The organism is Priestia megaterium (assembly GCF_046599315.1).
Taxonomy (GTDB): Bacteria; Bacillota; Bacilli; order Bacillales; family Bacillaceae_H; genus Priestia; species Priestia megaterium_F.
This window is the reverse complement of sequence record NZ_JBKIKC010000006.1, coordinates 201,638-226,147: the sequence shown is the minus strand read 5'-3', so window position 1 is coordinate 226,147 and position 24,510 is coordinate 201,638. Positions and strand designations below refer to the sequence as shown.

The following is a 24,510-nucleotide window of genomic DNA, read 5'->3' as shown; positions in this document are numbered from 1 at the left end:
CCTTATTGAGTACTGACATATCCGTTAGAGATTAACTTTCTGTTATGGTCATCCCATAACTCATTCCAACTAAATCCGTACTCTTGGCAACTAACTGCTACTAAATGGCTTGCAGCAACAATAGAATCTATTACTTGAAGAAGAGATTTTTGGACATCCTGCATTTCGTATGCTGCCAAAGCTTTTGGGTGTTTAACGAAAGGTGCCTTTTCAATAGATTCAATAGCTTCCTCTAGCTCTTCAACAGTTTTGAGAACGACATTTCCACGATTCAGTTCTGCAAACTCTCCATCCAATTTCTGAACCCAAGCACCACCTGTATACTTATTTGCAATATTGATCGCAAACCATGGATCATCGTACTTTTCCATCACCCGTTGTGCGATATCTACCGGAAGCTTAGTACGTTCTGTTTCATAAGCCGAAACCGCTTCCCTCGAAAGATTAAGTTCCAATGCTAGTTGTTGCTGTGAATCAGGCTTTCTTAGCTCCTTCAAATGCTTACCAATATCCATTTACAACCCCTCCAACCTTTACCATTATTTAGATTTATTTGCTTTAAAATGAGATTTATAAGAAAACTTCTACTCGAATGTAAGTTTCTAATATTGCAACCATATTTCGTTCCTGTTTTTATAGATTACTTGCATGTTACCCTTATACTAGAAGCGCCTTATTAAATGGCTTTTGCAGTAGAAAAATTTGTGTTTTTTTCAAGCCATTCTGTATGGCTTTCTATCCAACGAATGAATAAATGTTTTGGAATTTTAGTACCAGCCAGTCTGAAAACCGGAAAATCTTCACGGTTCAGCAATTCAGATGCTTTTGTGCGTTTGATACCTAAAATCTCCATCAGATCGGATACTGTCAGCATGTTTGGATACTCATCTAACCAGGATTTCTGCGAGGATTGAATGATCCGTTCTTCAAGCTTATTTAATCGTTCCATAAGCGGTGCCATGTCGATTGAGAAATTGATTGAATTATTCATTTGCGAATACCACCTTTTTGTTTGATTGATTTAATAGATTCTTGTAACAGGTAGATACTTAACCCCAAAATGAAGACGTTGGATGTTGTGACTACGAACCAATATTTGAGCAATTTTTTGCCACGTCATATTTTGAGATCACCTCCTGGAGAGAAAAAACACTTACTCATTTCGTGTAACTCTTTCCCAAAAAAAAAGTTCGTTAACATCCATTTGAAGGATATCGGCTATTTTTTTAGCATTTGCAAGACTAAGTTTGTTCCTGCCAGTTTCGATATTTGCATAACCACTTGGATAACTATAACCAAGTTTTTTTGCCATAAATGTTTGCGAAATACCTTGTGCCAATCGAGCTTCTTTTAATTTCTGTAGACTCATTTCCACAACCTCCTTACTCGTTTTGTGTAACCCTTAAATTCATAATAACTTACACACAATGAGTAAGTCAACGGTTTTTTATTCTTTTTGTGTAAAAAGTTATTTTTTATATTCGCAACGTGTTAAAATTTACACATAAAATGAAAAATAGGTGTTAACTATGGAAAACATAACCGGTAAAAGATTAGAGTTCTTAAGAGAACGAAAAGGTTGGACTAAATCTTTAGTTGCTAAAAAGCTAGGAATTAAAACCGTTTCTACTTATGCAAACTGGGAATATGGTTTACGTCAACCAGATAGTGAGATGCTTGTTAAAATCGCCAATCTCTATGATGTTTCAGTAGATTATATCTTGGGACGTCATGAACATGCTGAAGGTAAAGAAAAAGTTCAAGGCATGTGGTTCTATGATATGGATAGTCTTTCTGAAGAAGACTTTGAGGAGATTGAAGAAGAAGTCAGAGAATATGCTGAATTCTTATTAGCCAAAAAAAAGAAGCGTAGCGAAAAAGATTCTTAATCAAAATTATTAATAGTGTTTTGCTCGCTTCTTCTTTCTTGTTATATTGTTGTTATTAATAAATGCTGTTATTAATATAGATTGAGAAAGTGATTGGGATTTGTGTGAGAAAGTGATTGAGATTTTCCTTTCTTACAATTGTTAAATCCCTTGATACATAAGGGTTTAAAGGCTTTTAGTGATTGAGAAAGTGATTGGGGTTCGTCCGTGTTCTTCTTTATGCTAAATTGCCCTATTTTTTTACTCAAAATAAGAACATACTTTCTCTTATTGCTATTTTTTAAGGAGTGTATTGTAAGTGGATTTAGAATATGTACCTACCCACCTAGAGGAATGGATCTCAAATGAATACATAAAAAAAGGTATATTAACTCCGACAGATTTAACTATTTCCAATATATCCAAATGTTTTGGCTTTGAAATTGTTATTAGGAATGGGAGAAATTATTCCGTTAACATTGATGGAACTATTGTCTTGTTTTTATCAAAAGAATCTAGACGTGATCTAAAAAGAAACTTTCATCATGAATTATGTCATGGTCTGATGCATGAAGGCAGACAAAGAAAAGGTATGCCAATTCCTCTACGTGAACTTCAAGAAAATCAAGCTGAAAATTTTATAAAATATTCAGCTATCCCTTATCACATGCTCTCTTATATAAATTTCAAAGATGTTGAGTACACTGCTGAAGTTTTTGGGGTATCCACTGACATTTGCGAGGAAAGAATTGAGTCTATTCAGATAAGGCAATCTCATAGAAGAGGACGTCTATTTCGTGCTTTACTCCCAGTAATGTCAAGATATTAATCCCATATATTTTTTATTCTTTCCACTGGGAAAATATCTCATTTTTATTTTTTTTTGAGAATTAACTAGTTATATATTATTATAATGAGAAATTTGATTGTCTAGTATTATTTTCAGATGTTACAGGCTAATAAGCCTATATACATAAATACTTTATATAAGGGAGTAAGATGTATGAAAAAATTTTTTAAGATTGGCTGTTTGGGCTTCATCGGAATTATAGCTTTAATTGTTGTGATTGCAGTTGTTACAAGCGGAAATGAAGAAAATAAAGACACATCCAAAACAGCAAGTACACAACCTACAAAAGAAGAAGCAACTGATTCTAACGATGCTACTGAAGTAACAAATAGCGAAACCGAAACAAGTGAGGAAACAACTAAATCAGCCGATGATGGAGTTCTAACTAAAGAAAAATTTGAACAAATTAAAGATGGTATGACGTATGAGGAAGTTGTAAAGATCATTGGCAGCGAAGGAGAAATCCTTTCTGAATCAGGTGAAAAAGGAACTTCTTTATATACAGTAATGTATTCATTCGAAGCCGATGGATCATTTGGGGCTAATTCTTCAATGATGTTCCAAGGTGGAAAGTTAATGAATAAAGCACAATTCGGTTTGGGTGGTAACTCTGATGTTACAATCACGAAAAGTGAATTTGATAAAATACAGAATAATATGAGTTACGAAGAAGTTTCGAAAATTGTTGGTGGTGAAGGTGAAGTTGCTTCAGAGTCAGGAGAAAAAGGAACAAGCCTTCACACTATCATGGTTTCCTATACTGGTGAAGGTGATCTTGGGGCAAATGCTTCATTCATGTTCCAAGGTGATAAGTTAGTGAATAAAACTCAAATAGGCTTGAAGTAAATATTCTATTCTCAACAAATAAGAGAAGCCCTACAGAAAGGGCTTTTCTTTCACCTTTCTACAGAACGTATATTCCCCTTGTGGAGGTGATTTTTATATTATAACTAACTGTGGTCGATTCAAATAAAATTCTAAGGAGGCGTCTATCTTGCACTTACGTAAAGTAAAATCTAAAACAGCTAAGTCCGGCTATACATGGATGTTCAAGATTGATATTGGTGTAGATCCTGTAACGGGAAAAAGAAAGCAGACAACTCGTAGAGGCTTTGCTACACGTCAAGAAGCTGTTGAAGCTTACACCAAATTAAAAAACCAACTGTATAAAGGTGTTCAATTTCCTACAAAAGATGTACTATTCGCTGATTTAGCAGATGAATGGCTGAGATCCTATGAAAAAACTGTCAAAGTTAGTACAGTATTAAACCGTAAAAAAAACCTAAAACACTTAAATCATTTTCTAGGCTCTCTAAAAATTAATAAAATTAAACGAAATACGTATCAAAATGTGCTGAATACGTTACATGAAAGAGGCTACGCTCATAACACTCTTACAAGTATCCAGGCGGTAGCCAACATGATTTTCAAGTACGCTTTAGAGTTAGATCTCATCCATCAAAACCCCGCTTCATTAGCTAAAATGCCTAAGAAACAAAAAACTATTGAAGACATCGAAAATACTGGAGAAGAAGTAAAATTTTTAGAAAAGGATGAGCTATTGGAATTTCTTCAGGCTGCTAAAAATAACGGTTTATATTTAGATTATCAAATGTTTTCTCTTTTGGCGTACACAGGAATGCGTTCTGGAGAGTTATTAGCTTTAAAATGGTCAGACATTAATTTTGAAGAATCGACTATTAGTATCACAAAAACCTTGTATAACCCAAGAAACATGATTGGCGAACACGAATTGCTAACTCCAAAAACAGAAAGTTCTATTCGGGTTCTATCAATGGATCCATTTCTTAAGAGAATTTTACAGAAACATAAAGTTGAGCAGACAAAAGTTAAGCTCCTTACAGGAAAAGATTATCGTGACGAGAACTTTGTAATTGCAAAACCTAGTGGAAATCCAGAACTACCTCAAACTATAGGATATCGAATGATCCGTTTACTTAAGAAGACATCTTTGAATAAAATTGTTACACCCCACTCTTTACGTCATACAACTACTTCGCTCTTAATCGAAGCTGGTGTTGGTGTTAAAGAGATTCAAGAAATTCTCGGTCATAGTAACATTCAAACAACAATGAATATCTATGCTCATATGACAAATAGCATGAAAGAAAAAACTTCTCAACGATTTAGTGAATTCATGAGAAGTGTCTCTGAAAACCTCTAAATTATATAGTTGGTGGTCAATTTGCGGTCATTACTTAATTTTTTACTACCTAAACCCTTATAAATAAGGGTTTTATCTTATATCAATAGGTATTATTTGAATCCTCATGAAACTGACGAAAGACTCCCTTATGGTTATTATCCATATCCCCGTCCATTTTATCCTTACCCTTACCCGCGTCCTATTTATTACCATCCTCCTTACTTTTACCCTCGCCCTCGTCCGTTTTACCCACATCCAGTGTATTGGAGATAAAAAAGAAGAGCTGATCAGCTCTTCTTTATCTCTTGATATTTAGACATCTCTTCTTGAATAATGGTTACAAACGCTTCGTTTTGCTCAATTTCAAAAACAGTAATAGCCTTTTTGAGGTAGGCTACTCCGTCTTTACGCTCACCAAGCTGACACAGTGCTTCTCCAATTTGATAATGTAGCTCCCCTAATAAATAAAGCGTCTCATGCTGAATACACAGCTCTAGTCCTGCTTGTGCATATTTAACCGACTTTTCGTAACGTTCCATTTGCAAAAGCGCATGCGATAGTCCATACAAAATTCGAATTTTCACAAGAGGATCTTTTAACTTAGGGAGCAAAGCGATATGCTGCAATCCTTCCATAAACGTACTGAACGCTTTTTTTAAATGACCTTCTTCTTCATAAATGATGGCAATACTATTTAAAATAGCAATCTCTTTTTCTGAATAAAATTGTTCGCTTGTACGCGTGAACGCAATTGCTTTTTCCAATTTACGAAGCGCTTGTTCAAATTTATTTCCGATATAATAATCACATATGGCCTCGTGCCATAGGAAAAATTGTGCGTGAAAAGGATCTTGAAACATAGGATTATCTTTTTCTTTGTTTACCATATGTAAAACTGTTTCATAATCGCGTTTTCGTATATAATGCCTAATGGTCGATTTAATTTCTTTTGAATAATCGTTGGGCGTTAGCTCTCCTGCTTCAAAGAAATAATTCATCGGAACTCCTAAACGTTTCGACAAATAATAGAGAACTTCACTGCTTGCATGAATTTCACCTTGTTCAAATCGATGTAGCTCTTCTTCTGTACAAATTCCTTCTGATAACTCGACAGTTGTCATTTCCGCAATCTTTCGCAGATCTTGAATCAGCTGACCTACTTGTTTTTTATCATTCAAAAAATCACCTTACTTAATGTCAATAAAACCTGTCATAACAACGTTCCATGATATATTTATAAGTACATTGTACCATTTAGATAGTTTTTTTATCAATAGAATAAAGAAAAATATTCCAATGAAATTCTTCAAATTATAATTGAATTATTTCAAACAACCTCCAGCCTCATCTTTAGACATATCACCCCTTTGCACAGCAGTCATTACTTGATCACAGTAATATAAAGTTTTACTGTACCCTTCCTTATCTACTCTCTGTTCCTTGTACTCTCTATGATTATCTTTTTTGTACTTGTCACGATATGTAATTGATTATAAGTTAATTGACGTACATTCCTCCGCATTGCATATCTTAGGTGAATTTTTAGGCATATTGTTCAGCCACCTTTTTTACCATTTATTATTTAGCACATATTTTAATTTGCATACTATAGACATAATAAAAAGCCACTCATTCAGAGTGACTTAGCATTAGATTTATTCTTTACTTCTTCAGGTACATAATCTAAAAGTGTAGATATTATCATATTAAAATGCCATGGAGTAAGGTTATTACCAGCACTTTCTTTTAACTCAGTTCTTAGTTTTTCACCCCACACTGGATATTTATTATTACTTTGCGCTTCCTCTAACATATGATCTACTACATTTAGTACTTTATAATACTCATTTTCTTTTGCACTGATATAATAATCTTTTTGTTTATAATCCATAACTCCACCTCCTTTTAGTTACCTATTATTTTCCCTTCTTTAATTAAATCAAACTTGTTAACTACCTAAAATAAAAAGTCGACCCTATGATCGACTTTCTCGACTGAATTAAATATCATCTCTTCCAGTCGCTTTAAATACTGCTTTAATTTTGTACGTATCTTTCTTACCTTTTACGGCAGTACCCTTGTAATCAGTTCAATAGTAGCCTCTAAAACTGAAAGGTATTGCAGGTCCTGAAATAGGCGCCTGTCCTCCACCCAAAAATTTTGGAGCCTTCGCAGGATACCCCAATGGGTAATTTCCCCACCAACTTTCAACTTCACCACTAGACTTCAGTACATATCCAGTAGGGCGTCCAAAAGAAGGCATGAAATAAGGGTAGAAAGCATAGTTAAAAGGAGTATAAAAATTAGAATAGAACATTTAATCACCTACTTTGTTTCCACTTGTAAAAAAAGCCTTAATTAAGGTATGAAAGTTTTTCTTTAATTGTGAATCATCGTTTTCAACGACTTTTTATTACTTGAACATAATAAAAAACACCCAAGCGAAGGGTGCTTTTTATAAACTTAACATGTTAAAGGAGAAAACGATTCGTCAGGAAAAGAAGTACTGAGCATTAATATTATGCTCAAATGCGAAATCATCTATACTTTGCGTTTCTCATTTTTTATGATGAAATCTGCAAGCTGGATATCAAGAAACGTCCTTTCATGAGATGGTATGTTCCATAATTGTTGATGGTAATCTGGTATATATACACTTCCATCATATCGTGCTTTAATAACACGTCGGAAATTCTCACTTGAGCATTGCACACTGTAGGACTTTACACTGTTTTCCTCTATAACATTTAGTATTTTAAAATCAAATTTAACTTTCATCCTCTAATCACCAACTTTCTGCCTATAATTTCGACATAAAATGCAATAATCCTTCTTCAGATATTACTATAAGAATATTTTTAGCTGTCACTAATCAATATAACTTTTAGCTGCTCCATTCTTAATAATGATTTTATGTTTGAGCATATTAACTTCTACATAATAAAAAGCCACTCTGATTGAGTGACTTAAACTTATAAAAATATTAACTTTTACTTCAGCTCTACAAGCAAATAACTTAGTGCCCTATCTAATGCTTCAGGTATAGTTTCAACCTCTTCAATCAACTTTGAACCAGTTTTCAAATGATAAGCTAAACCTATATCAAAGATTTTAATTCCACCAGCAACTTGATTGTTAGATTTTAAAACTTTACTCAAACTCAATATAGATCCTTGAACTTTTAAAAAAACTGAACAATCTGGAAATGAAATTTTGCCTTCCTCTTTAATAAATTCAACTTCTTGTTGTTGGTTTTCATTTAATTTTACATTTAACATGTCAATAAAAGAATCAATGACACTTTGAACCGATACCAATTCGAAATGTTTTCCTGAAACTTTAGAAACATAAGCATCCATCCAGTTTTTACTTTTCCCCATTAATATTCCCACCTTTTGTGTTGACTATTTTATTCTACAAAAGGCTAGTTATTCTCACTTTTTTTAAATATTAATCAATTTTCAAGATTCTTTCCGACATAGGTAAATCCGAATTCAACTTATGAAGTTATAACAATAATAACCTCGCCTATTTCTCTAGCCCGTCTATACATAATTGACAAGCTAAACATATGCTAATGTGTATTCTATTTTCTTCATCAATGAAAGGATGAGAACGTATGGTAGCTAAAATCAATTCCCTTACGATTGGTAACATTTCTGGAGGGACTTTTATTTTTGGAAATGTAAATCAAGTGTGTCCCGTTACAAGTACAGAATCCAATTCACAAACAGGTTCGGGATCAAATGTAAGTCCTAATTCAGGTTCAGTAACAGGCTCTCAAAACACTTCTTCTCAACAGTCACCTAGTTCAACACCTACTCAGACGCCTACTTTAGGAAGTGGAAATACAAATACACTTTGAAAAGCATCCTTACATATAAGGATGCTTTTTATTACAACCTATAATTTACATACACTTTTGATAGAATGTAAACTAATAATTGATATATTCAAAAGTAACTTGATAAGCTTCATTCTTGGTTAAAACTTGTAAACTCATTAAATACTCAGCCAACATTACTCGTTGTTTACTAGCTAAAGATTCATCATCTGCTTCATTAATTTGTAATATTTCTTCGTCACTGAGTTCTCCATTTAATATTTTCTGATAAAGTTCATCGGTCATTATACAACCAACCTTTCTAGATATTATTAAAAGTAAATACTATGTTCTAATTTCACAATGGGCTTAATATTATTTATTGTATTTAAGACAACGGGAGATGATACTGATGAGCAGATTTGATATTGAAACCTTAAAAAAGATTCGTGATGATTTACAAGAAATTCACTCTACTGCTATTTCTAATTATCATGATTATCCAGAACTTATGGATACAATTGATCACCTAGCAAGAGTTGCTAACATGTTTGCAAATGATAAAATTGAGAGTCTTGAAAATAATAACTTGCGTGCTGATCCACAAGGTTACATTGTGTCAAAATTATCGTCTGCTTCTTCACATATGAAAAATTACAAAAAAGGCAACGGCAAACGTAAAGAAGGCGATTATGATGATTGATTACACAGGTTACAAATTTCACGATGACTATACAAAAATTTATGGCAGAAACTATTTAATTCATCATGTTGGCTCAATGCTGGTGCCAGTTTCAAGAATAAAAGGCTTGACCCATGATAACGTTTTGTCTGAAGAAAAGCTAAGTCGTCTTCTTAAATCAATAGAAACTCACGGATATGTAACAACTGGTTCCTCTCATATGGATATTAATCTAACTTTATTTCCAAACGGTGAGTTTTGCGTTGGTAATGGAGGTAATCATAGACCGTACTTAGCAAAAAAAATAGGTATAACTATTATTAGAGCAATTGTAGATGTATGTATTCCACTTGACCTTTTAACAGATGAACAAATCCAATATTTTGAGTCCGTAGACCCTTATGATTTACCTAATAACCCAGAATTACAGGATGTAGCATATGCCCTAGAACTAATGCCTAGCCAACAACTTCGATATACTATATAGTCCATCAAATTTCTATTAATCTTTAGAATCTATCTTTCCATCTTTTTCGTATATCTGGCTTTTAAGATCTTCAACTTTAGAATATTCTTTGTTGCTTATATATTTTTCAGCTTGGTTAATTTCTTTTTGTATTGAAACCTTCTCATTTGTACTACTAACTTCCTTATCACCGTTACTACACGAAACCAACAAGCTACTACATATTATAATTGTTGGAAGTAATCTGGATATTTTCTCACTCACCTAGAAAACTCCTTTTTTAAATCTAATATACTACAAAAAAATCCTCCTCAATTGGTGAGAGTGAGAAAAACAAAAAACACCGCCAAAACTCCATTCCTCGAATAAGGATTAATGGAGTAATGACGGCATTTTTTCAAGTTATTACAAACCTAAATTAGTGTTATGACCTATTAAATTGTATCAGACTAAGGGATGCTTACACAAGCATCCCTTTTTTTATGAATCCGTATGTTCTCCTTTTTGCTTAAGAACTTCCAGGTTTTCATGAATGAATTTAGGCAGTGAGGCATTCATTTGACCCAAATTCTCAAGAATCGATAACCCTACCATCACGATATAAAATATAGCTAGTTTTAGCTGCTGGAACGTCATTAAATAAAGCAATATCAATTGCTCATAGTCAAATAAGCTTATGACATTATTGTTTTTTATAATTATTACCACATACTTTTATTGCGTAAATCTTGTGTATTTGACTATGCAAGATGGAGAGTAGATGTTGTGAGCATCTGCTCTCCTTTTTTCCAAATTAACTATTTTTATTTCCATTTAACAATTTTTTCTTTATGGTGTTCTATCAGATTTATCGCCGAATATTTCTTATGTTCATCTCTAATTGTGGTATCCAATACATGAGCGTACACCTTAGCTGTAATAGATAACTCAGAATGACCTAAGAGCTGTTGCAAGACTCTGATGTTACCCGATTGCCGTAGAAACATTTCAGATCCAGTATGGCGACACAGATGAGGATGAAATCGTTTATTGATACCTGTGTTTTTCAAGACCTTTTCTAAATACGCTCTGAATGTACTTGGTCGCAATCTATTTCCATCATTCGTTAGAAAAATATATTCGCTACCGAATAACTCTTCATTATCTGCGATGAGTTCTTGGAGAAGTTGTGTAGTTTTAATCGAAACAGGAACTATCCTAAACTTCTTTGATTTTGTATTTTGAAATGTTATGGATCTTTTTTCAAAGTCCACATCCTGCTTTTTTAAATAAACTGTTTCTTCGACTCTTCCTAATGTGTCTAACAAGGTATGTAAGAGTACATAAGATCTAAATTGACGTAGTAGCTCTTATTAAAAGCATCAAAAATTCGCTTTACCTCCTCTACAGTTAAAACCTCAACCTTTTTTTTCTGAAATTTACTGTTCTTGATTTGACTAAAAACATTTTCATTCAATATTTCTTTACGTATTAGAATGTTAAAAGCCGCACGTAATTTTTGTAGATAGTTGTTAGCACTAGAGGGCTTAACTCCCTTTTTAGCCACTTGTTTAAACCTACTTTTCTCATCAGATTTTTCATGTAGTAGCCAATCTACAAAGTCTCTGGCATTATTCAGGTCAACCGAAACGTTTAACTTCTCTTCTCCAAAAAATTTGATTAGATCATTGAATACTATGTTGTACTGATTAATAGTGGACTGTGCCATGCCTTCGAGCATTTTTATCTTTATTATTCTGTCCTTTGCATCACTTAGATTAACTTGGTTTAGCTTTGTTCCTTTTCTCAATCTTTTTGCACACATAAAAAGGCAACCTCCTTTACAAATGGAAGTTGCCTTGAAAATTCAGGTGGTTTTTTTATCTAGGACAAAATTTGACTCATAGGTAATTTGACTCTATCTCTAAAAACCCTATTATATCAACATTTAGCAAGTGATTTTTGTCATTTCCGCAACCTTTCGCAGATCTCGAATCAGCTGATCTACTTGTTTTTTATCATTCAAAAAATCACCTTACTTAATGTCAACAAATGTTTTTATCCTACTTTTCTACTATACTTCAAACAAAATGACTTTAAAAGAGATAATGGGCTATTTTTTGAAACTCTTTTTAACCTTTTCTCTCTGCCAATAAAGAAAAACAGCACACCGATGTACTGTTTTTCTCCCAAGTTCATATGGTTTATGAGATTCTATATCTTTGCATTTTAAACAGAATCAAATACTTGACGCAGTTGAGCTGCACTTTTATTGATCGCCTGCTGAGCTAGCGGAATAAATTCGTGAAATCCTAAAAAACCGTGAATCATTGTTTCGTAATTTTCATAGATGACGGGAACACCATGATTTTTTAATGCATCCGCGTAGTCTTTTCCGCTATCTCTTAAAGGGTCATACTGTGCTGTAATAATGGTAGCGCTTGGTAGACTTGATAAATCTTCTAGTAATACCGGGGCGTTATAGGGATGCTGTTCTTCTTCTTTATTATTTAAGTACTGTAGGCGAAACCAATTCATTAGATCTTTTGAAAGAAGATATCCTTCGGCGTTTTCTTTCATAGATGCAGGGTGCTGATTTTTAAATCCTACAGACGGATAAATAAGCAGCTGATGAACAATGGATGGACCTTGCCTTTCTTTTACTAAAATGCTTACAACCGCAGCAAGGTTTCCACCGGCGCTATCCCCTCCAACGGCAATTTTGTTTGAATCGATATTTAATTGCGAGGCATGAGCTGAAATCCAGTCCAAAGCATCGTAGGCATCATTTACTGCGGCGGGAAATTTATTTTCAGGAGCAAGGCGGTAATCAACAGACACCACAATACAGTTTGCTTCATTTGCATAAGATCTGCATATGGAGTCATGACTATCCAGGCTTCCTAATACCCAGCCTCCTCCGTGGTAATAAACAAGAGCTGGAAATGGTCCTGTTCCTTCAGGTTCATACACTCGTATAGTGAGAGTACGTTCATTTAATTCGATTTCTTTATTATATACTTTTTTAACCACTTCTTTTGAAGGAGTTAAAGACATCTTTTCCATTTCTCTTAGCTGCGGGGGTGTAACGTCCTCTAAAGAAGGACGAAGCATTTCATTATACTGATTTAGAAATATTTGAATATGCGGATCTAAAGGCATTCTTCTCTCTCCTTTCAAAATAACTCTATATGTAATAATGAATGAAATTTCAGAAAAAATCCAATATATTGTCTTTTATACAAGCTTTTGTTTGCTTTTATTGAAAATGGGTATAACAATTAAATAAAGAGGATGATAGATGTATATATCGTATTCTCACCTATATAAATACGTACAAAGGAGGGCGCAACCATGATTATTGTGTATATAAGCTTAGCTGTTGTTTTGGCATCACTTGCGTATCTCATTTACGCAAGCGTATCATTTAATAAAAAAATCAAGCCAACTGTGAACTCTGTAAATACCACTTCCCAACATCTTCAAAACGAAGCCGATCATATCAAAGAAAAAACAAATCATTTAAAAGTAACACAAACAGCGATTAAAACCGATGTACAGTACAAAAAAGATTCGGTCAAATATACAGCCAACTCATTTAAACAGCTTGTTAATAGCTTTAAACGTTAAAAAGGAAACCTCGATAAAGGTTTCCTTTTTTATTACATAGCTTGAGACGTATCTTTAGGAGGAGCAGACGTTTTGTTGCGGTGATAAATAGCGTTGATCTCTCCTCCAATAACTAGAATTAACCCCGTTAAAAACAGCCAAAGCATCAGAACAATAACGCCCCCTAAGCTTCCATACGTAGCAGAATAATTGCCAAAGTTGCTTACGTAAAATGAAAACCCTAAAGATGTCAGCTGCCATAACAGCGTAGCAGCCAGTGCTCCGGGCCATACATGGGCAAAAGGAAACGTTTTGTTTGGAGCTAATCTATATAATACGGATAAAACAAGTACCATGATACCGACACCAATAATCCAGCGTAGAATATTTAGAACCACTGTTGTACCCGAAGGAAGAGAAAACCATTCGCTTATCCAATTTAACAAAACTCCTCCAAACACTGGCAAAAGAAGCGATACAACAATTGTTACAATTAATCCAATTGTTAAAAGAATGGACAAGCCTCTTACTTTAATAAACGAGCGCTGTTCTTTCACATCGTAGGCTTGGTTCATTGCACGGATAAAGGCATTCATACCGTTTGAAGCGGACCAAATGGTTCCTAAAATACCTACAGTCAATAATCCGCCGTTTGGTTGGCTTACAAATTGAGCTACGTTATCTTTAAAGATTGCAGCCGTTTCTCCAGGCATAACGCTTTGAAGGACATCGATTGCTTCTTCTGGTTTAATAGATAGATACGGAACAATCGATATCAGTAAAATAAGCATAGGAAATAATGATAGCATATAATAATAGGCTTGCTCGGCCGCTAGTCCCGTTGCTTGGTCTTCTTGAATTTCTTTACCAAGACTTTTTCCAAATGATAATAGCTTTTTCATGATAAACCTCTACTTTCTCTTTTTTTGTTCTTTTCCCATTTTATGCACTTTTCAACCTTGAAAGTAGAGAATTTTAAGCAAAAGCTCAAATCAAACTACCAAGAGCAAGTAAAATTACGTTTCCTATACAAAAAAGTTCCGGCTCAAAAGAGCCGGAACTTTTTATCAGAGTGTTTATGTAGAGCACACTAGCGAACGTGTCCTTGTGCTCCGCTTAATTGCTGCTGTGCCATTGCCACAAGGTGTTTCGTCATTTCTCCACCAACAGAACCATTTGCACGAGCCGTTTGTTCAGCGCCAAGCTGAACGTTAAGTCTTCCCGCAATTTCCGTTTTTAATTGATCAAGAAGCTGTTCAGCACCTTGAACTAAAATAGGATTACGATTTGCCATATTTATCACTCCTTTCCTTCAACAGCTTATATAGGTTAATGTTCCTTTCACTTGCAGTTTTATACAACATCCTTCAAAAAAAGATCCCTGGCTATCGCCGAGATCTTTTTTCTCTTTAAGTTTTTTTACACTCGTTCAAGAGGCATTGTGCAGCAGCGGAAAGAACCACCAGATTTAATAATTTCAGATATGTCGACTTCAATTACTTTATATCCTCGTTTTCTTAACTCCTCATTCACTTCTGTATTCATCGGCAGGCTAATCACTCGTTGATTACCGATTGATAATACATTTGTTCCCATCGTAAACTGCTCTTTTTTCGTTACTTCAATTAAGTCATATTTCATGCGAAGTAAATTTAATTCTTTTTTATGTAAAGCTGGTGAAAATACTAGCGCTTCTGTAGGTGATAAAATATTTAACACACAATCGAGATGAAGATAAGAGCGATCAATAGGAATGGGAACAACTTCATACGAAGGAAGCAGCTCCTGGATATGCTCCACGCCTTCTTTACTTGTACGGTCACTGAGCGCAATAAAAATAGCTTGTCCATCAATCAGCACATCTCCACCTTCAATGGGATGGTCCGGTACCTGGTGAAAAGGAATACTTTGCTGCTGCAGCCACTCTGCTAGCACTTGCTCTTCTCCACCTCGAATCTCGCTGCCCATTTTCGTGACAATAATGGTATCTCCCAGCGTATAACCGATATCTCGCGTAAATACTTGTTCTGGAAATTGTTCTTGTGCAGATAGCCTGATGACTTCTATTCCTTCTGCTTGAAGACATTCGACAAATTGGCGATGCTGCTTTGAAGCCAGGCTCTCGTCAATATTTTCATCCGCATAATGCTTTTGTGTTTCATTAATAATTTCCTCAATTTTCATATATGTAGGTGGGCAAACAATCACACGTTTTAAAGTATCATACTCATTTTTACACCCATAACTATTCGTCATTTTAGCTGGTTGTTTCATTTGCATCTTTTTTAATCCCCCTTCGTGCATTTATGTACAGTGTTCCCTAAACCACCTGAAACATAAACACGATTTTGCTGGAGAAAAGAGCCTACGTCTCTATATAAAAAGCTTTTTCATGCAAGAAAAACAAAAAAACACAATACTTCTTCTAATTACAATAACTGTTAGTATAAAATAGCCTAGTAACTGTACAAAAAATTGGAGGTTAATATGAATAAAGTAGCGAACGCATTATATGCGAGCAGGAAAATTTTATTAATACTGTGGATGCTCCTAATTGTTGGATTTGGCTTTTATGCCGCTAAGCTTCCTTCTGTGCTAGGAGGAAATGGATTTGAAATGAAAGGGATGTATAAGGATACCGAGCAGCTTTTAGTTAATAAATTTGACGTTAGCGAATCTCAGATTATCGTTTTGTTTGAAAAAAAAGACGGAGTTTCCGACAAAAATTTCCAGAAAACAATCACTCAATATATGCAAAAAGCGAAAGATAAATCAGACGCGTCGAAAGTCGACATACCAATGGCTTCTAACAAGATGATAAAAGGAAGCACGGCGTATGGAATTATCCACTTTAATCACGATGATGGAACGATGGATAAACGAGTAGAAAAGATAAAAAAGCTTTCAGCTAAAGAAAAAGAAGTTAATGTAAAATTAACCGGTGGTCCTATTATTGAAAAAGATATGAATACAGCAAGCCAAGCTGATTTAGCAAAAGCGGAAGCAATTGGCATTCCTGTTGCTTTAATTGTGCTCCTTTTAGCTTTTGGAGGCGTGATAGCCGCTGCAATCCCTCTTATGATAGGAATTGTAACCGTCGTTACCGCAATGGGTGTTGTTTATTTCTTTCATCCGTATACAGAGCTATCCATCTTTATTTTAAACGTGATTCCAATGATTGGATTAGCTCTTAGTATTGACTTTGCTCTTTTATTTATTAATCGCTTTAAAAAAGAAATTCAAACAAAATCAGTGGAACAAGCAATAAAAATCACGATTCAAACAGCCGGACGCTCGGTCATCTTCTCTGGATTATGCGTCTTTATTGGGTTAGCGGGGATGCTGTTTATTCAAGTCGATATTTTTCAAAACGTTGCTCTTGGAGGAATGGCTGTTGTTTTTATTGCTGTACTTTCCGCTCTTACGCTGCTTCCTTCCATACTGGCTATATTAGGTACACGCATTAATCGTTTGCGCATCTTGAAAATCAGCGAACAAGGCGGTCAGTCTAGATGGCGTTCATTTGCTACATTTGTCATGAAAAAGCCTGTGACCATGACTATTGTTTCTCTCGTTATTCTATTAGTAGCACTTATTCCCGTTCGAGACATGCATTTAGAAATACCGTCTTCAGAAGCGCTGCCAACAAAATACGAGTCACGTCAAGCTTTTGACACGTATAACGATACGTTTATAAATAAAAACACAGCAGACGTATATTTTGTGTTAGAAGATAAGCAAGCTATGCTGAATGAAAAACCTTTAAAAAATGCCTTTGCTTTTATAAAACAATTAAAAGAAGATTCGTTAGTTAAGCAAGTCGATTCTATTTCTACCGCTTTAAACGTAAAATCAAGTGATCAGCTGCAAGCTATGCTGAAAAACCCACAGATAAGCGCACAGACAAAGCCAGCTGTAGATTCGTTCATTAACGGACATTATATGCTCATGAAAGCTACGCTAGATACAGACCAAAATTCAGATCAAGCGAAAGACTTTGTTCGAAAATGGAAAGGTAAACATTCACCTTTTACCGTTCATATTGGCGGTTATCCGAAATTCGAACAAGAAATATTCGATGAAATTTATAAAAAAGCTCCGTATGGTTTAGCTCTTGTTTTATTTTCAACGTATATCATTTTAATGATTGCTTTTCGTTCTGTACTCATTCCTTTAAAAGCTATCATTATGGATATCTTAAGCTTAACAGCTACGTTTGGTTTGCTTGTATGGTTGTTTCAAAATGGACATTTAGGTTTTACCGAATCCAATATTGCTTTAGTACTGCCAGTCTTTGTTTTCGGCCTTGTATTTGGGCTTAGCATGGACTACGAAGTCTTTTTGATTTCGCGCATTCACGAAGTGTATCATCAAACTAAAGATAATAATGTGGCAACGGTAGAAGGATTAGCTTCTACTAGTAAAATCATCACAAGCGCTGCTTTAATTATGATTGTAATTACAGGAGCCTTCGCTTTTACAGATGTAACGCCTGTTAAACAAATGGGTGTAGGAATTGCCTTAGCTATATTTATTGACGCAACGATTGTCAGAATGCTTCTTGTCCCTTCTCTTATGAAATTGCTTGGAGATGCCAACTGGTGGTTTTTCACTAAAAAACGCGATAAATCCAGTCCCAACAAACAGTTAAAATCATAATAAAAAACCCCGTTCAGTTTGAGCGGGATTTTTTATTGACGACACGTTTATCGACTTAATTTAGCAAAAGCAATAATGCCTTCTTCATCGTCTAATTCAAGTTCTAGCCCTGCTGCATATGGGTCTACGTTCATTTCTGTATCCAGCCAAAAGCGCAGCGCTTCAATAATATTCAAAGTAATATGAACCTGCTTACGATCATGTACATATGACTCTGCTGAAAAACCGTAGTCATCATCATACATTAGTTCAATCTCTACTTCTTGAGGTTGAACTTGTTTTTTTTCTGCGATATACAAACACATCGCATTGATAATATCTTGTTCAGAAATTTTTATTGTCTCCAAGATTTCACTTCCTCATTTTTACGCTTGTTGCTACGTACACTTTGGAATAATTTTACTACAAGAAGAATTAAAGCTACGATTACAAGCATGTTTACCATAAAGCCTAAAATCGGGCCTAATGGTCCTAAGCTAGATAGTAAGCTTCCAAATAATAAACCCGCAATTCCTCCCATTAAAAGACCTTTCATTAAGCCACCGCGCTTTGAGCTAGCGGCTGTACTTTTAGATGATGAGTTTTTAGACGTATTGTTTTGCTTAACTGAGTTGCTGTTATTATTTTTAAATAAGCTTGATTGGTTATTGCTTCCGCTGTCAAAAGAGCGCTTTCCGGATTTATACCCTTTTGCACTTGCTACGTTTGAACCGTCATGAATAAGTGATCCACCGACTGGTGAAAACACAACCGCTAATGCGATAAATGCGGCCAATAATTTTTTTACCATTGCTTTCCCTCCACTAAATGACTAACGTCACATATGTTTTTTCATATATGATTTCCATATATGTTCCTACGTTTCATCATACCAAAAGGTTTCACTTTTTTATATAAAAATGCCTCAACCTCCTTTAAATGTTCACAGGATTAAATATTTGCACGCATTTCGTATGTATATGAGAGCATTTAGGTATAAATCGGGGACGCTTATAAAACTAACGAAGACCCTTCGTCTTCATTAAATATAGCTTCTCTTATACTTTGCCCAAAACATTATCCAAAGTAACTTTTGTAAAGTTCTTTAGTTACTCCACTCTTTTAATAGTGGCTTTATACCCTAACTTCGCCCTTATTGGTAATAAAGGATATAGGTGCTTATATGACGAATACCATACAGAACACAGTGCCTCAACGATATAGTAAATCGCATAGGGATTGGCTCTGAAAACTTACTTCTAACATGGCACGTTTATAGCCAATTTTCCGTTAATACTTCTTGCCATTTACCTATCCTCTCATAAATAAGAGCTTTCTCTTATATGTATAGATAGACTACAACCAAAAAGGAGCGATACGATGTTGAATGAACAGCTGCCACTATCAACAGCAAATTTATCAGATGCAATGGAAGGTGCCAACCACTTAGATTCTTCTATTAAACCATTGCAGCGCCATTACAAACTATTTGGGCCAGCTCTTACCGTAGATACGCCCGCTGGAAATAATTATTCAGTGCTTGAAGCAATTCGAATAGCAGAGCCTGGAAGTGTGCTCGTTATTGATGGAAAAAGCTACTGTAATCGTGCTTTAGCAGGGGACTTTGTCGTAGCAATGGTAAAGCTTGTTGGAATAAACGGCATTGTACTAGATGGTGTTATACGTGATCAGGAAGATATTGAAAAACTCGACTTCCCCGTATTTTGCAAGGGCTCTACAATCGCAGCAAGTAGCAAAAAAGATAAAGGAAAGGTAAATGAAACCATTTCCTGCGGGGGCGTGAAGATCCGTCCTGGTGATTTTATTGCAGGCGACGATGGCGGAGTCATTGTCATTCCTAAGGATGAAGTGAAAGAAGTATTAGCAAAAGCCCAGGAAAAGTGGCAAAAAGATAAAGACAGAGAGAAAGAAGTATTAATTAGCAAAGAAACCGTGTATACGTATTTAGATAAAGCTCTAAAATAAAAGACCTCCGCTTGGAGGTCTTTTATTTGTCATATTGTAAAAATTCCAATCGATTTCCGAACGGGTCGTGGACAAAAAAACGCTCTCTCCCTGCAATAGGCTCTTCTTCAAAAAGAATGCAACCTGAATGTGCTAACTTACGTCTAAGCGTCTTGATATCTTCCACAACAAAAGCAGGATGCGCTTTTTTAGCAGGTATGTAGTCATTTTGAATACTAATATGCACTTCTTGAGTACCACATTGAAACCATATGCCGCCTCTGTGCCTTAGATTTTCCGGCTTAGGAACAGTTTTCATTCCTAAAAGATTTTCATAAAAATTCATTGCTTCTTGCTCACATCCTTCTGGACCAAGAAGCTGAACATGATCAATTCCTAGAAACATCCACAAACCCCTTTCAAAAACGTTTTTTTAAAAGTTATTAATCAATGACTCTAGGATTATGAATAACCTGCAGTTCTTTTACAGCTTGCTTCATTTCGCTTTTGCAAATTGGACAAGTTGGCTGGTCTCCGCTTTTAAAGTTATCTCGAACCCAACAATTACACGTATCTGATGTACATTCCCAAACTTTTGTTTCTTCAATAACAGCCGGCTCTAAATTTTTACGATTATACATACACATCGTCTCCTTTAAACAGTACTTTTTAAGTGGATAATAAATGAAGATTAACTTAGTGTGTAAATGTGGTAAATGGTGCAAGATAAAGTGATACTATACATCCGTAAATCAATCTTTGAGGAATAATACGGCGTCTTGAAAGACTAAAATAAAATGAAGTCATAACAAAGCAGATAACAGTTGCTTTTCTTAAAACAACGGGATAGTCTGAAAAGAACAAAAATGAAGATCACAAAAATTATATATTTTACTATTATAACAGAGTTTATAATTTTTTACAAATCAGCTTCCATTTACTTGGTTTGTTTTGCGTAAAAAGAAAAAAAGCGAGCACATGATTTTGCTCGCTTTTCAATGCTTATCGAGTTTGTCCGTTTCCACTCATAATATATTTAATTGTCGTAAGCGCAGGAAGTCCCATTGGCCCGCGTGCATGAAGCTTTTGAGTCGAAATCCCAATTTCAGCTCCAAACCCTAAAGCTCCGCCGTCAGTAAAACGCGTAGATGCATTATGATATAATGCGGCTGCATCCACTAACGACATAAAGCGCGAAACGACTTGTTCATCTTCCGAAATAATGGCTTCAGAGTGTTTTGTGCCATATGTTTCAATGTGATCAATAGCTTCATCCACACTCTCTACTACTTTCATCGCAATAGCTAAACGCAAATACTCTTCAGCCCAGTCTTTTTCAGACGCTGGTTTTGCTCCAGGAATTTCAGCTACTGCTGCTTTGTCTCCATACACTTCAATATTGTAATCGTTGAATGCTTGAATTAATTCATCTTTATGAGAATGGAGCCACTTCTTGTGTACAAGAACCGTTTCTGCTGCGTTACACACGGCAGGTCGATCTGTTTTTGCGTTAATCAAAATCGGAATTGCCTTCTTAACATCAGCTTGTTCATCAATATAAATATGGCAGTTTCCAACTCCCGTTTCCAATACGGGAACCGTTGCGTTATTGACGACAGCTTGAATTAGTGAAGCTCCACCGCGCGGAATTAGCACGTCGATATGCTCTTTCATTGTAAATAATTCTTGCGTAGCCGCGCGATCTGTACTTGAAATAAACTGTACCGATTCTTTAGGAATTGGAGTTTCATCAAGAGCTTTATGGATGATGTCCACGATAGCTTGGTTAGATGAAATAGCTGAAGAGCCGCCTTTTAACACAATGGCGTTTCCAGATTTCAACGCTAGCCCTGTTGCATCTACCGTTACGTTTGGACGTGCTTCATAAATCATTCCGATAACGCCCAGAGGCACGCGTACTTGCTTCACATCTAAACCGTTCTCCAATGTCCAGCTTGATAAAATATCTCCTGTTGGATCATCTAGCTCAGCAACTTCGCGAAGACCATTTGCAAATTCTTTTACACGTTCCGCTGAAAGAGCAAGACGATCCATTAACGCTTCGTCAAAACCTTTTTCTTTCCCATTTTTTAAGTCTACTTCATTTGCTTTTAAAATATATTCCATATTGGTTTCAAGTGTAGAAGCAATCGTTAACAGCGCATTGTTTTTTTGTTCTGTTGTTAGTAAACTTAATTGCTTAGCTGCTTTTTTTGCAAAAATAGCTTGTTCTTCTACTGAATACTTTTCATTAGTTTGTAACACCAAATCACTCCTGGATTCATTTTAGTTTTGTTTGATTTTAAAGTGTGAGGCATAAGAGGTAAAAGCAATCATGCAAAGAAAAGGAAAGGCTCCTTTTCTTTATAGCATGTTTGCTTACAAACCGACTGGCACTGGAATTTCTAAGTGACATACCAGGCCTTCGCTGTCTACAATCGGTTGATCAATTGGCTCATTCTGTGCAAGTTCATCAGATGAATAGTTTGTCACGCCAAGAGCCAGCTCATTTTCGTCTTTATCTAGAATACGTACAACTGCTCGTTCTCTAAAGTGGCCTTTAATATACTTAACATGCTCGCGAAGTAAAGGCTCTTTGTCTTCAATAATTGCATGTTTTGCGGCATCTTCGACTACTATTTCCCCTTCAGGACCAGAGTTAAACGCAATCCACTGCTTTTTCTGGTTAAGATTCGCAGAATCGTCTTCAGATTCAAAGTACGTTCCTGTTGCATCGCCATCAACTGCTTGTGTTAAAATGTTCGGCACGCCGGCTCTTCCTAAAAATGCTGGAATCCCCGACGCCATAGCGATTTTGAACGCGTCAATTTTCGAGCGCATACCGCCTGTTCCAACTGAACTTCCTGAATCTCCTGCTGATTCTTCGATTTCTTGTGTGATTTCTCCTACATGAGGAACTAATTTTGCACTTGGGTCTTGGCGAGGATCCGCGCTGTATAACCCATCGATATCCGATAAAATAATAAGCAGGTCAGAATCCACTAATCCAGCAACTTTGGCTGAAAGCGTATCATTATCGCCAAATTTTAATCGATTGATGGTTACCGTGTCATTCTCATTAACAATTGGCACAATGCCGCGTTCTAAGAGCACATTAATCGTATTCCGTGCATTGTTGTAACGATTTTCGTCTGAAAAATCATCTCTCGTAATTAAAATTTGAGAAGCAACATATCCGTGTGATAGAAACAGTTCCGAATAAGCCTCCATTAACAGTCCTTGACCGATTGACGCAGCTGCTTGTTTTTCAGGTAAAGAGCTAGGGCGTTCTAAGCAGCCAAGCTTGCGGTATCCCGCAGCTACAGCTCCTGATGAAACCAATAGCACTTCATGACCGCTGTCTTTTAAGTCTACGACTTGGTCCACAAGGCGCTCGAGCTTCCGTCTGCTGATTTCACCGTGCGAACTTGTTAATGAACTACTTCCAATTTTAATTACCACCCGCTTCTTATTGTCGGGACTCATCAAATCACTCCTAGTGTGTTCTTTAAGTTTTTTTGTTTATAATTGTTGATTATTTTTTTGTGGTGAGGAATTCACGAAGAAGATAAGTGACGAATTAATTAGTACTTGCCACTTTTTGTAGTTGAGCACTCATTTCTTTTGAACGCTTTGATGCTCCTTTAACTGCTTGCATCATTGCTTCTCCGCCGCCGTGTTTAGCTAAGGCGTCTAAACCAGCTGCTGTTGTACCGTTTGGAGACGTCACATTTTCACGGAGCTCCGTCGGCGTTTCATCTCTTTCCATCATCATTCTTGCTGCACCGTAAATGGTTTGGGCGCCAATTTCACGTGCTAGCTCAGGATCGAGACCTTCTTCTTTGGCTGCTTTTTCAATATGCTCCATAAGGAAATAAAAATAAGCGGGTCCACTTCCGGCAATTCCTGTGAAAATGTCCATTTGAGACTCATCAATCACGTATACTTTTCCAATTGCAGAAAGCAGCTCTTTTGCTGTTAACACAGCATCCATTGCAGCATATTGACCTGGAGATATAGCCGTTGCTGATTGCTGAATCATGCCTGATGTATTCGGCATCACTCGAATGACCTGCTGTTCATTATGCAATAACTCTTCCATGTAAGAAGAGGAAATTCCTGCAAGAACAGATAGGACGAGCTGATCTTTGTTGATTTGAGGCTTTAATTCGTTTAATGCCTCTTCAGCACCTTTTGGCTTCATCGCTAAAATAAAAACGTCAATGTCGTCTGTTTCCAGCTCGTTGCGCTTTACGGTTTTAATACCATATCTATTTTTAAGTTCGTGCAGTCGCGCATCATTGCTTCGATTTGTTACGATAATATTTTCAGCAGGTAATTTCTTTGCATTGACCATACCAGAAATCATTGCTTCTGCCATCGATCCAGCACCTAAAAAAGCAACTTTTTGTTTTTGATCCATCAAATCTCCCCTGTCATTTGTTCGTATTTTTGTTCTCGTT

The 24,510-nt window shown here is 35.8% G+C and carries 32 protein-coding genes; 10 read left to right on the top strand and 22 right to left on the bottom strand.

Annotated elements, in window-relative coordinates:
* Nucleotides 1-2: 2 nt before the first annotated feature.
* From ACLHDF_RS19060 to ACLHDF_RS19050, 3 genes are all read right to left on the bottom strand, one after another.
* A complete protein-coding gene (locus ACLHDF_RS19060) occupies nt 3-515 on the bottom strand; it encodes a helix-turn-helix transcriptional regulator (protein ID WP_413920254.1) in 513 nt (170 codons plus the stop codon).
* 161 nt (nt 516-676) lie between these two features.
* A complete protein-coding gene (locus ACLHDF_RS19055; protein WP_412033975.1) occupies nt 677-949 on the bottom strand; it encodes a helix-turn-helix domain-containing protein in 273 nt (90 codons plus the stop codon).
* A gap of 204 nt (nt 950-1,153) precedes the next feature.
* Nucleotides 1,154-1,369, bottom strand: coding sequence for a helix-turn-helix transcriptional regulator (locus ACLHDF_RS19050; protein WP_413920253.1), 216 nt, complete (start codon nt 1,367-1,369; stop codon nt 1,154-1,156).
* A 160-nt stretch (nt 1,370-1,529) separates the two neighbouring features.
* On the opposite strand from ACLHDF_RS19050, the gene ACLHDF_RS19045 reads away from it, so the two are divergent.
* From ACLHDF_RS19045 to ACLHDF_RS19030, 4 genes are all read left to right on the top strand, one after another.
* Nucleotides 1,530-1,889 carry a helix-turn-helix domain-containing protein gene (locus ACLHDF_RS19045; protein ID WP_275799651.1) on the top strand — a complete coding sequence of 120 codons (360 nt, stop codon included), beginning with the start codon at nt 1,530-1,532 and terminating at the stop codon, nt 1,887-1,889.
* A 298-nt stretch (nt 1,890-2,187) separates the two neighbouring features.
* The gene (locus ACLHDF_RS19040; protein WP_413920252.1) at nt 2,188-2,697 is read left to right on the top strand and encodes an ImmA/IrrE family metallo-endopeptidase; all 510 of its coding nucleotides are present in this window, start codon (nt 2,188-2,190) and stop codon (nt 2,695-2,697) included.
* 174 nt (nt 2,698-2,871) lie between these two features.
* Nucleotides 2,872-3,564, top strand: a complete 693-nt coding sequence (locus tag ACLHDF_RS19035) for a DUF3862 domain-containing protein (protein ID WP_413920251.1) — start codon at nt 2,872-2,874, stop codon at nt 3,562-3,564.
* Between the two features lie 148 nt (nt 3,565-3,712).
* Nucleotides 3,713-4,903 (top strand): tyrosine-type recombinase/integrase, encoded by a 1,191-nt coding sequence (locus ACLHDF_RS19030; RefSeq protein WP_413920250.1) that lies wholly within the window; start codon nt 3,713-3,715, stop codon nt 4,901-4,903.
* A 269-nt stretch (nt 4,904-5,172) separates the two neighbouring features.
* Here ACLHDF_RS19030 and ACLHDF_RS19025 read toward each other — a convergent pair whose 3' ends face one another.
* The 3 genes from ACLHDF_RS19025 to ACLHDF_RS19015 form a co-directional block, all read right to left on the bottom strand.
* Nucleotides 5,173-6,063, bottom strand: a complete 891-nt coding sequence (locus ACLHDF_RS19025; protein ID WP_413920249.1) for a transcriptional regulator — start codon at nt 6,061-6,063, stop codon at nt 5,173-5,175.
* 455 nt (nt 6,064-6,518) lie between these two features.
* Nucleotides 6,519-6,776 (bottom strand): hypothetical protein, encoded by a 258-nt coding sequence (locus tag ACLHDF_RS19020; protein ID WP_368895586.1) that lies wholly within the window; start codon nt 6,774-6,776, stop codon nt 6,519-6,521.
* A 1,099-nt stretch (nt 6,777-7,875) separates the two neighbouring features.
* Complete coding sequence (locus ACLHDF_RS19015; RefSeq protein ID WP_413920248.1) at nt 7,876-8,265, bottom strand: hypothetical protein; 390 nt, start codon at nt 8,263-8,265, stop codon at nt 7,876-7,878.
* 239 nt (nt 8,266-8,504) lie between these two features.
* Between ACLHDF_RS19015 and ACLHDF_RS19010 the strand changes: the two genes are divergently transcribed.
* Nucleotides 8,505-8,750, top strand: coding sequence for a hypothetical protein (locus ACLHDF_RS19010; protein ID WP_413920247.1), 246 nt, complete (start codon nt 8,505-8,507; stop codon nt 8,748-8,750).
* 72 nt (nt 8,751-8,822) lie between these two features.
* Here ACLHDF_RS19010 and ACLHDF_RS19005 read toward each other — a convergent pair whose 3' ends face one another.
* Complete coding sequence (locus ACLHDF_RS19005) at nt 8,823-9,014, bottom strand: hypothetical protein (RefSeq protein ID WP_413920246.1); 192 nt, start codon at nt 9,012-9,014, stop codon at nt 8,823-8,825.
* 106 nt (nt 9,015-9,120) lie between these two features.
* Between ACLHDF_RS19005 and ACLHDF_RS19000 the strand changes: the two genes are divergently transcribed.
* Complete coding sequence (locus tag ACLHDF_RS19000) at nt 9,121-9,411, top strand: hypothetical protein (protein WP_413920245.1); 291 nt, start codon at nt 9,121-9,123, stop codon at nt 9,409-9,411.
* Complete coding sequence (locus ACLHDF_RS18995; protein WP_413920244.1) at nt 9,404-9,877, top strand: hypothetical protein; 474 nt, start codon at nt 9,404-9,406, stop codon at nt 9,875-9,877. The genes ACLHDF_RS19000 and ACLHDF_RS18995 overlap by 8 nt, the downstream gene beginning before the upstream one ends.
* Before the next feature lie 15 nt (nt 9,878-9,892).
* Here the strand turns inward: ACLHDF_RS18995 and ACLHDF_RS18990 are convergent, their stop codons facing one another.
* From ACLHDF_RS18990 to ACLHDF_RS18970, 5 genes are all read right to left on the bottom strand, one after another.
* Nucleotides 9,893-10,120, bottom strand: a complete 228-nt coding sequence (locus ACLHDF_RS18990) for a hypothetical protein (protein ID WP_413920243.1) — start codon at nt 10,118-10,120, stop codon at nt 9,893-9,895.
* Nucleotides 10,121-10,336: 216 nt separating this feature from the next.
* Entirely contained in the window at nt 10,337-10,504 is a 168-nt protein-coding gene (locus ACLHDF_RS18985; RefSeq protein ID WP_413920242.1) for a phage holin family protein, read from the bottom strand.
* 155 nt (nt 10,505-10,659) lie between these two features.
* On the bottom strand, nt 10,660-11,163 hold the full coding sequence (locus ACLHDF_RS18980; RefSeq protein WP_413920241.1) for a tyrosine-type recombinase/integrase: 504 nt from the start codon (nt 11,161-11,163) through the stop codon (nt 10,660-10,662).
* Nucleotides 11,157-11,660: a tyrosine-type recombinase/integrase gene (locus ACLHDF_RS18975; protein ID WP_413920240.1), complete on the bottom strand. Its 504-nt coding sequence runs from the start codon at nt 11,658-11,660 to the stop codon at nt 11,157-11,159. Before ACLHDF_RS18975 ends, ACLHDF_RS18980 begins: the two co-directional genes overlap by 7 nt.
* A gap of 404 nt (nt 11,661-12,064) precedes the next feature.
* On the bottom strand, nt 12,065-12,997 hold the full coding sequence (locus ACLHDF_RS18970) for an alpha/beta hydrolase (protein ID WP_413920239.1): 933 nt from the start codon (nt 12,995-12,997) through the stop codon (nt 12,065-12,067).
* Nucleotides 12,998-13,189: 192 nt separating this feature from the next.
* Here ACLHDF_RS18970 and ACLHDF_RS18965 point away from each other — a divergent pair, with 192 nt between their 5' ends.
* On the top strand, nt 13,190-13,465 hold the full coding sequence (locus ACLHDF_RS18965) for a hypothetical protein (RefSeq protein ID WP_413920238.1): 276 nt from the start codon (nt 13,190-13,192) through the stop codon (nt 13,463-13,465).
* Between the two features lie 32 nt (nt 13,466-13,497).
* On the opposite strand, the gene ACLHDF_RS18960 is transcribed toward ACLHDF_RS18965, so the two are convergent.
* From ACLHDF_RS18960 to ACLHDF_RS18950, 3 genes are all read right to left on the bottom strand, one after another.
* The gene (locus ACLHDF_RS18960) at nt 13,498-14,346 is read right to left on the bottom strand and encodes a YihY/virulence factor BrkB family protein (RefSeq protein ID WP_413920237.1); all 849 of its coding nucleotides are present in this window, start codon (nt 14,344-14,346) and stop codon (nt 13,498-13,500) included.
* Between the two features lie 188 nt (nt 14,347-14,534).
* Nucleotides 14,535-14,738: a small, acid-soluble spore protein, alpha/beta type gene (locus ACLHDF_RS18955; protein ID WP_413920236.1), complete on the bottom strand. Its 204-nt coding sequence runs from the start codon at nt 14,736-14,738 to the stop codon at nt 14,535-14,537.
* A gap of 125 nt (nt 14,739-14,863) precedes the next feature.
* On the bottom strand, nt 14,864-15,724 hold the full coding sequence (locus ACLHDF_RS18950) for a dimethylarginine dimethylaminohydrolase family protein (protein WP_413920235.1): 861 nt from the start codon (nt 15,722-15,724) through the stop codon (nt 14,864-14,866).
* A gap of 207 nt (nt 15,725-15,931) precedes the next feature.
* On the opposite strand from ACLHDF_RS18950, the gene ACLHDF_RS18945 reads away from it, so the two are divergent.
* On the top strand, nt 15,932-18,103 hold the full coding sequence (locus tag ACLHDF_RS18945; RefSeq protein WP_413920234.1) for an MMPL family transporter: 2,172 nt from the start codon (nt 15,932-15,934) through the stop codon (nt 18,101-18,103).
* A gap of 47 nt (nt 18,104-18,150) precedes the next feature.
* Here ACLHDF_RS18945 and ACLHDF_RS18940 read toward each other — a convergent pair whose 3' ends face one another.
* Together ACLHDF_RS18940 and ACLHDF_RS18935 are read right to left on the bottom strand one after the other, a co-directional pair.
* Complete coding sequence (locus ACLHDF_RS18940) at nt 18,151-18,450, bottom strand: YxcD family protein (protein WP_013056994.1); 300 nt, start codon at nt 18,448-18,450, stop codon at nt 18,151-18,153.
* Nucleotides 18,438-18,893, bottom strand: coding sequence for a hypothetical protein (locus ACLHDF_RS18935; protein ID WP_013056993.1), 456 nt, complete (start codon nt 18,891-18,893; stop codon nt 18,438-18,440). The genes ACLHDF_RS18940 and ACLHDF_RS18935 overlap by 13 nt, the downstream gene beginning before the upstream one ends.
* Before the next feature lie 569 nt (nt 18,894-19,462).
* Here ACLHDF_RS18935 and ACLHDF_RS18930 point away from each other — a divergent pair.
* Complete coding sequence (locus ACLHDF_RS18930) at nt 19,463-20,068, top strand: RraA family protein (RefSeq protein ID WP_413920233.1); 606 nt, start codon at nt 19,463-19,465, stop codon at nt 20,066-20,068.
* Between the two features lie 22 nt (nt 20,069-20,090).
* On the opposite strand, the gene ACLHDF_RS18925 is transcribed toward ACLHDF_RS18930, so the two are convergent.
* The 5 genes from ACLHDF_RS18925 to proC form a co-directional block, all read right to left on the bottom strand.
* Complete coding sequence (locus tag ACLHDF_RS18925) at nt 20,091-20,453, bottom strand: VOC family protein (protein ID WP_413920232.1); 363 nt, start codon at nt 20,451-20,453, stop codon at nt 20,091-20,093.
* 37 nt (nt 20,454-20,490) lie between these two features.
* Nucleotides 20,491-20,688, bottom strand: a complete 198-nt coding sequence (locus ACLHDF_RS18920) for a cold-shock protein (RefSeq protein ID WP_013056990.1) — start codon at nt 20,686-20,688, stop codon at nt 20,491-20,493.
* Nucleotides 20,689-21,049: 361 nt separating this feature from the next.
* Nucleotides 21,050-22,312, bottom strand: coding sequence for a glutamate-5-semialdehyde dehydrogenase (locus tag ACLHDF_RS18915; RefSeq protein ID WP_413920231.1), 1,263 nt, complete (start codon nt 22,310-22,312; stop codon nt 21,050-21,052).
* 114 nt (nt 22,313-22,426) lie between these two features.
* On the bottom strand, nt 22,427-23,533 hold the full coding sequence (gene proB, locus ACLHDF_RS18910; protein WP_413920230.1) for a glutamate 5-kinase: 1,107 nt from the start codon (nt 23,531-23,533) through the stop codon (nt 22,427-22,429).
* Between the two features lie 94 nt (nt 23,534-23,627).
* Nucleotides 23,628-24,470 carry a pyrroline-5-carboxylate reductase gene (gene proC / locus ACLHDF_RS18905; protein ID WP_413920229.1) on the bottom strand — a complete coding sequence of 281 codons (843 nt, stop codon included), beginning with the start codon at nt 24,468-24,470 and terminating at the stop codon, nt 23,628-23,630.
* Between the last annotated feature and the right edge of the window lie 40 nt (nt 24,471-24,510).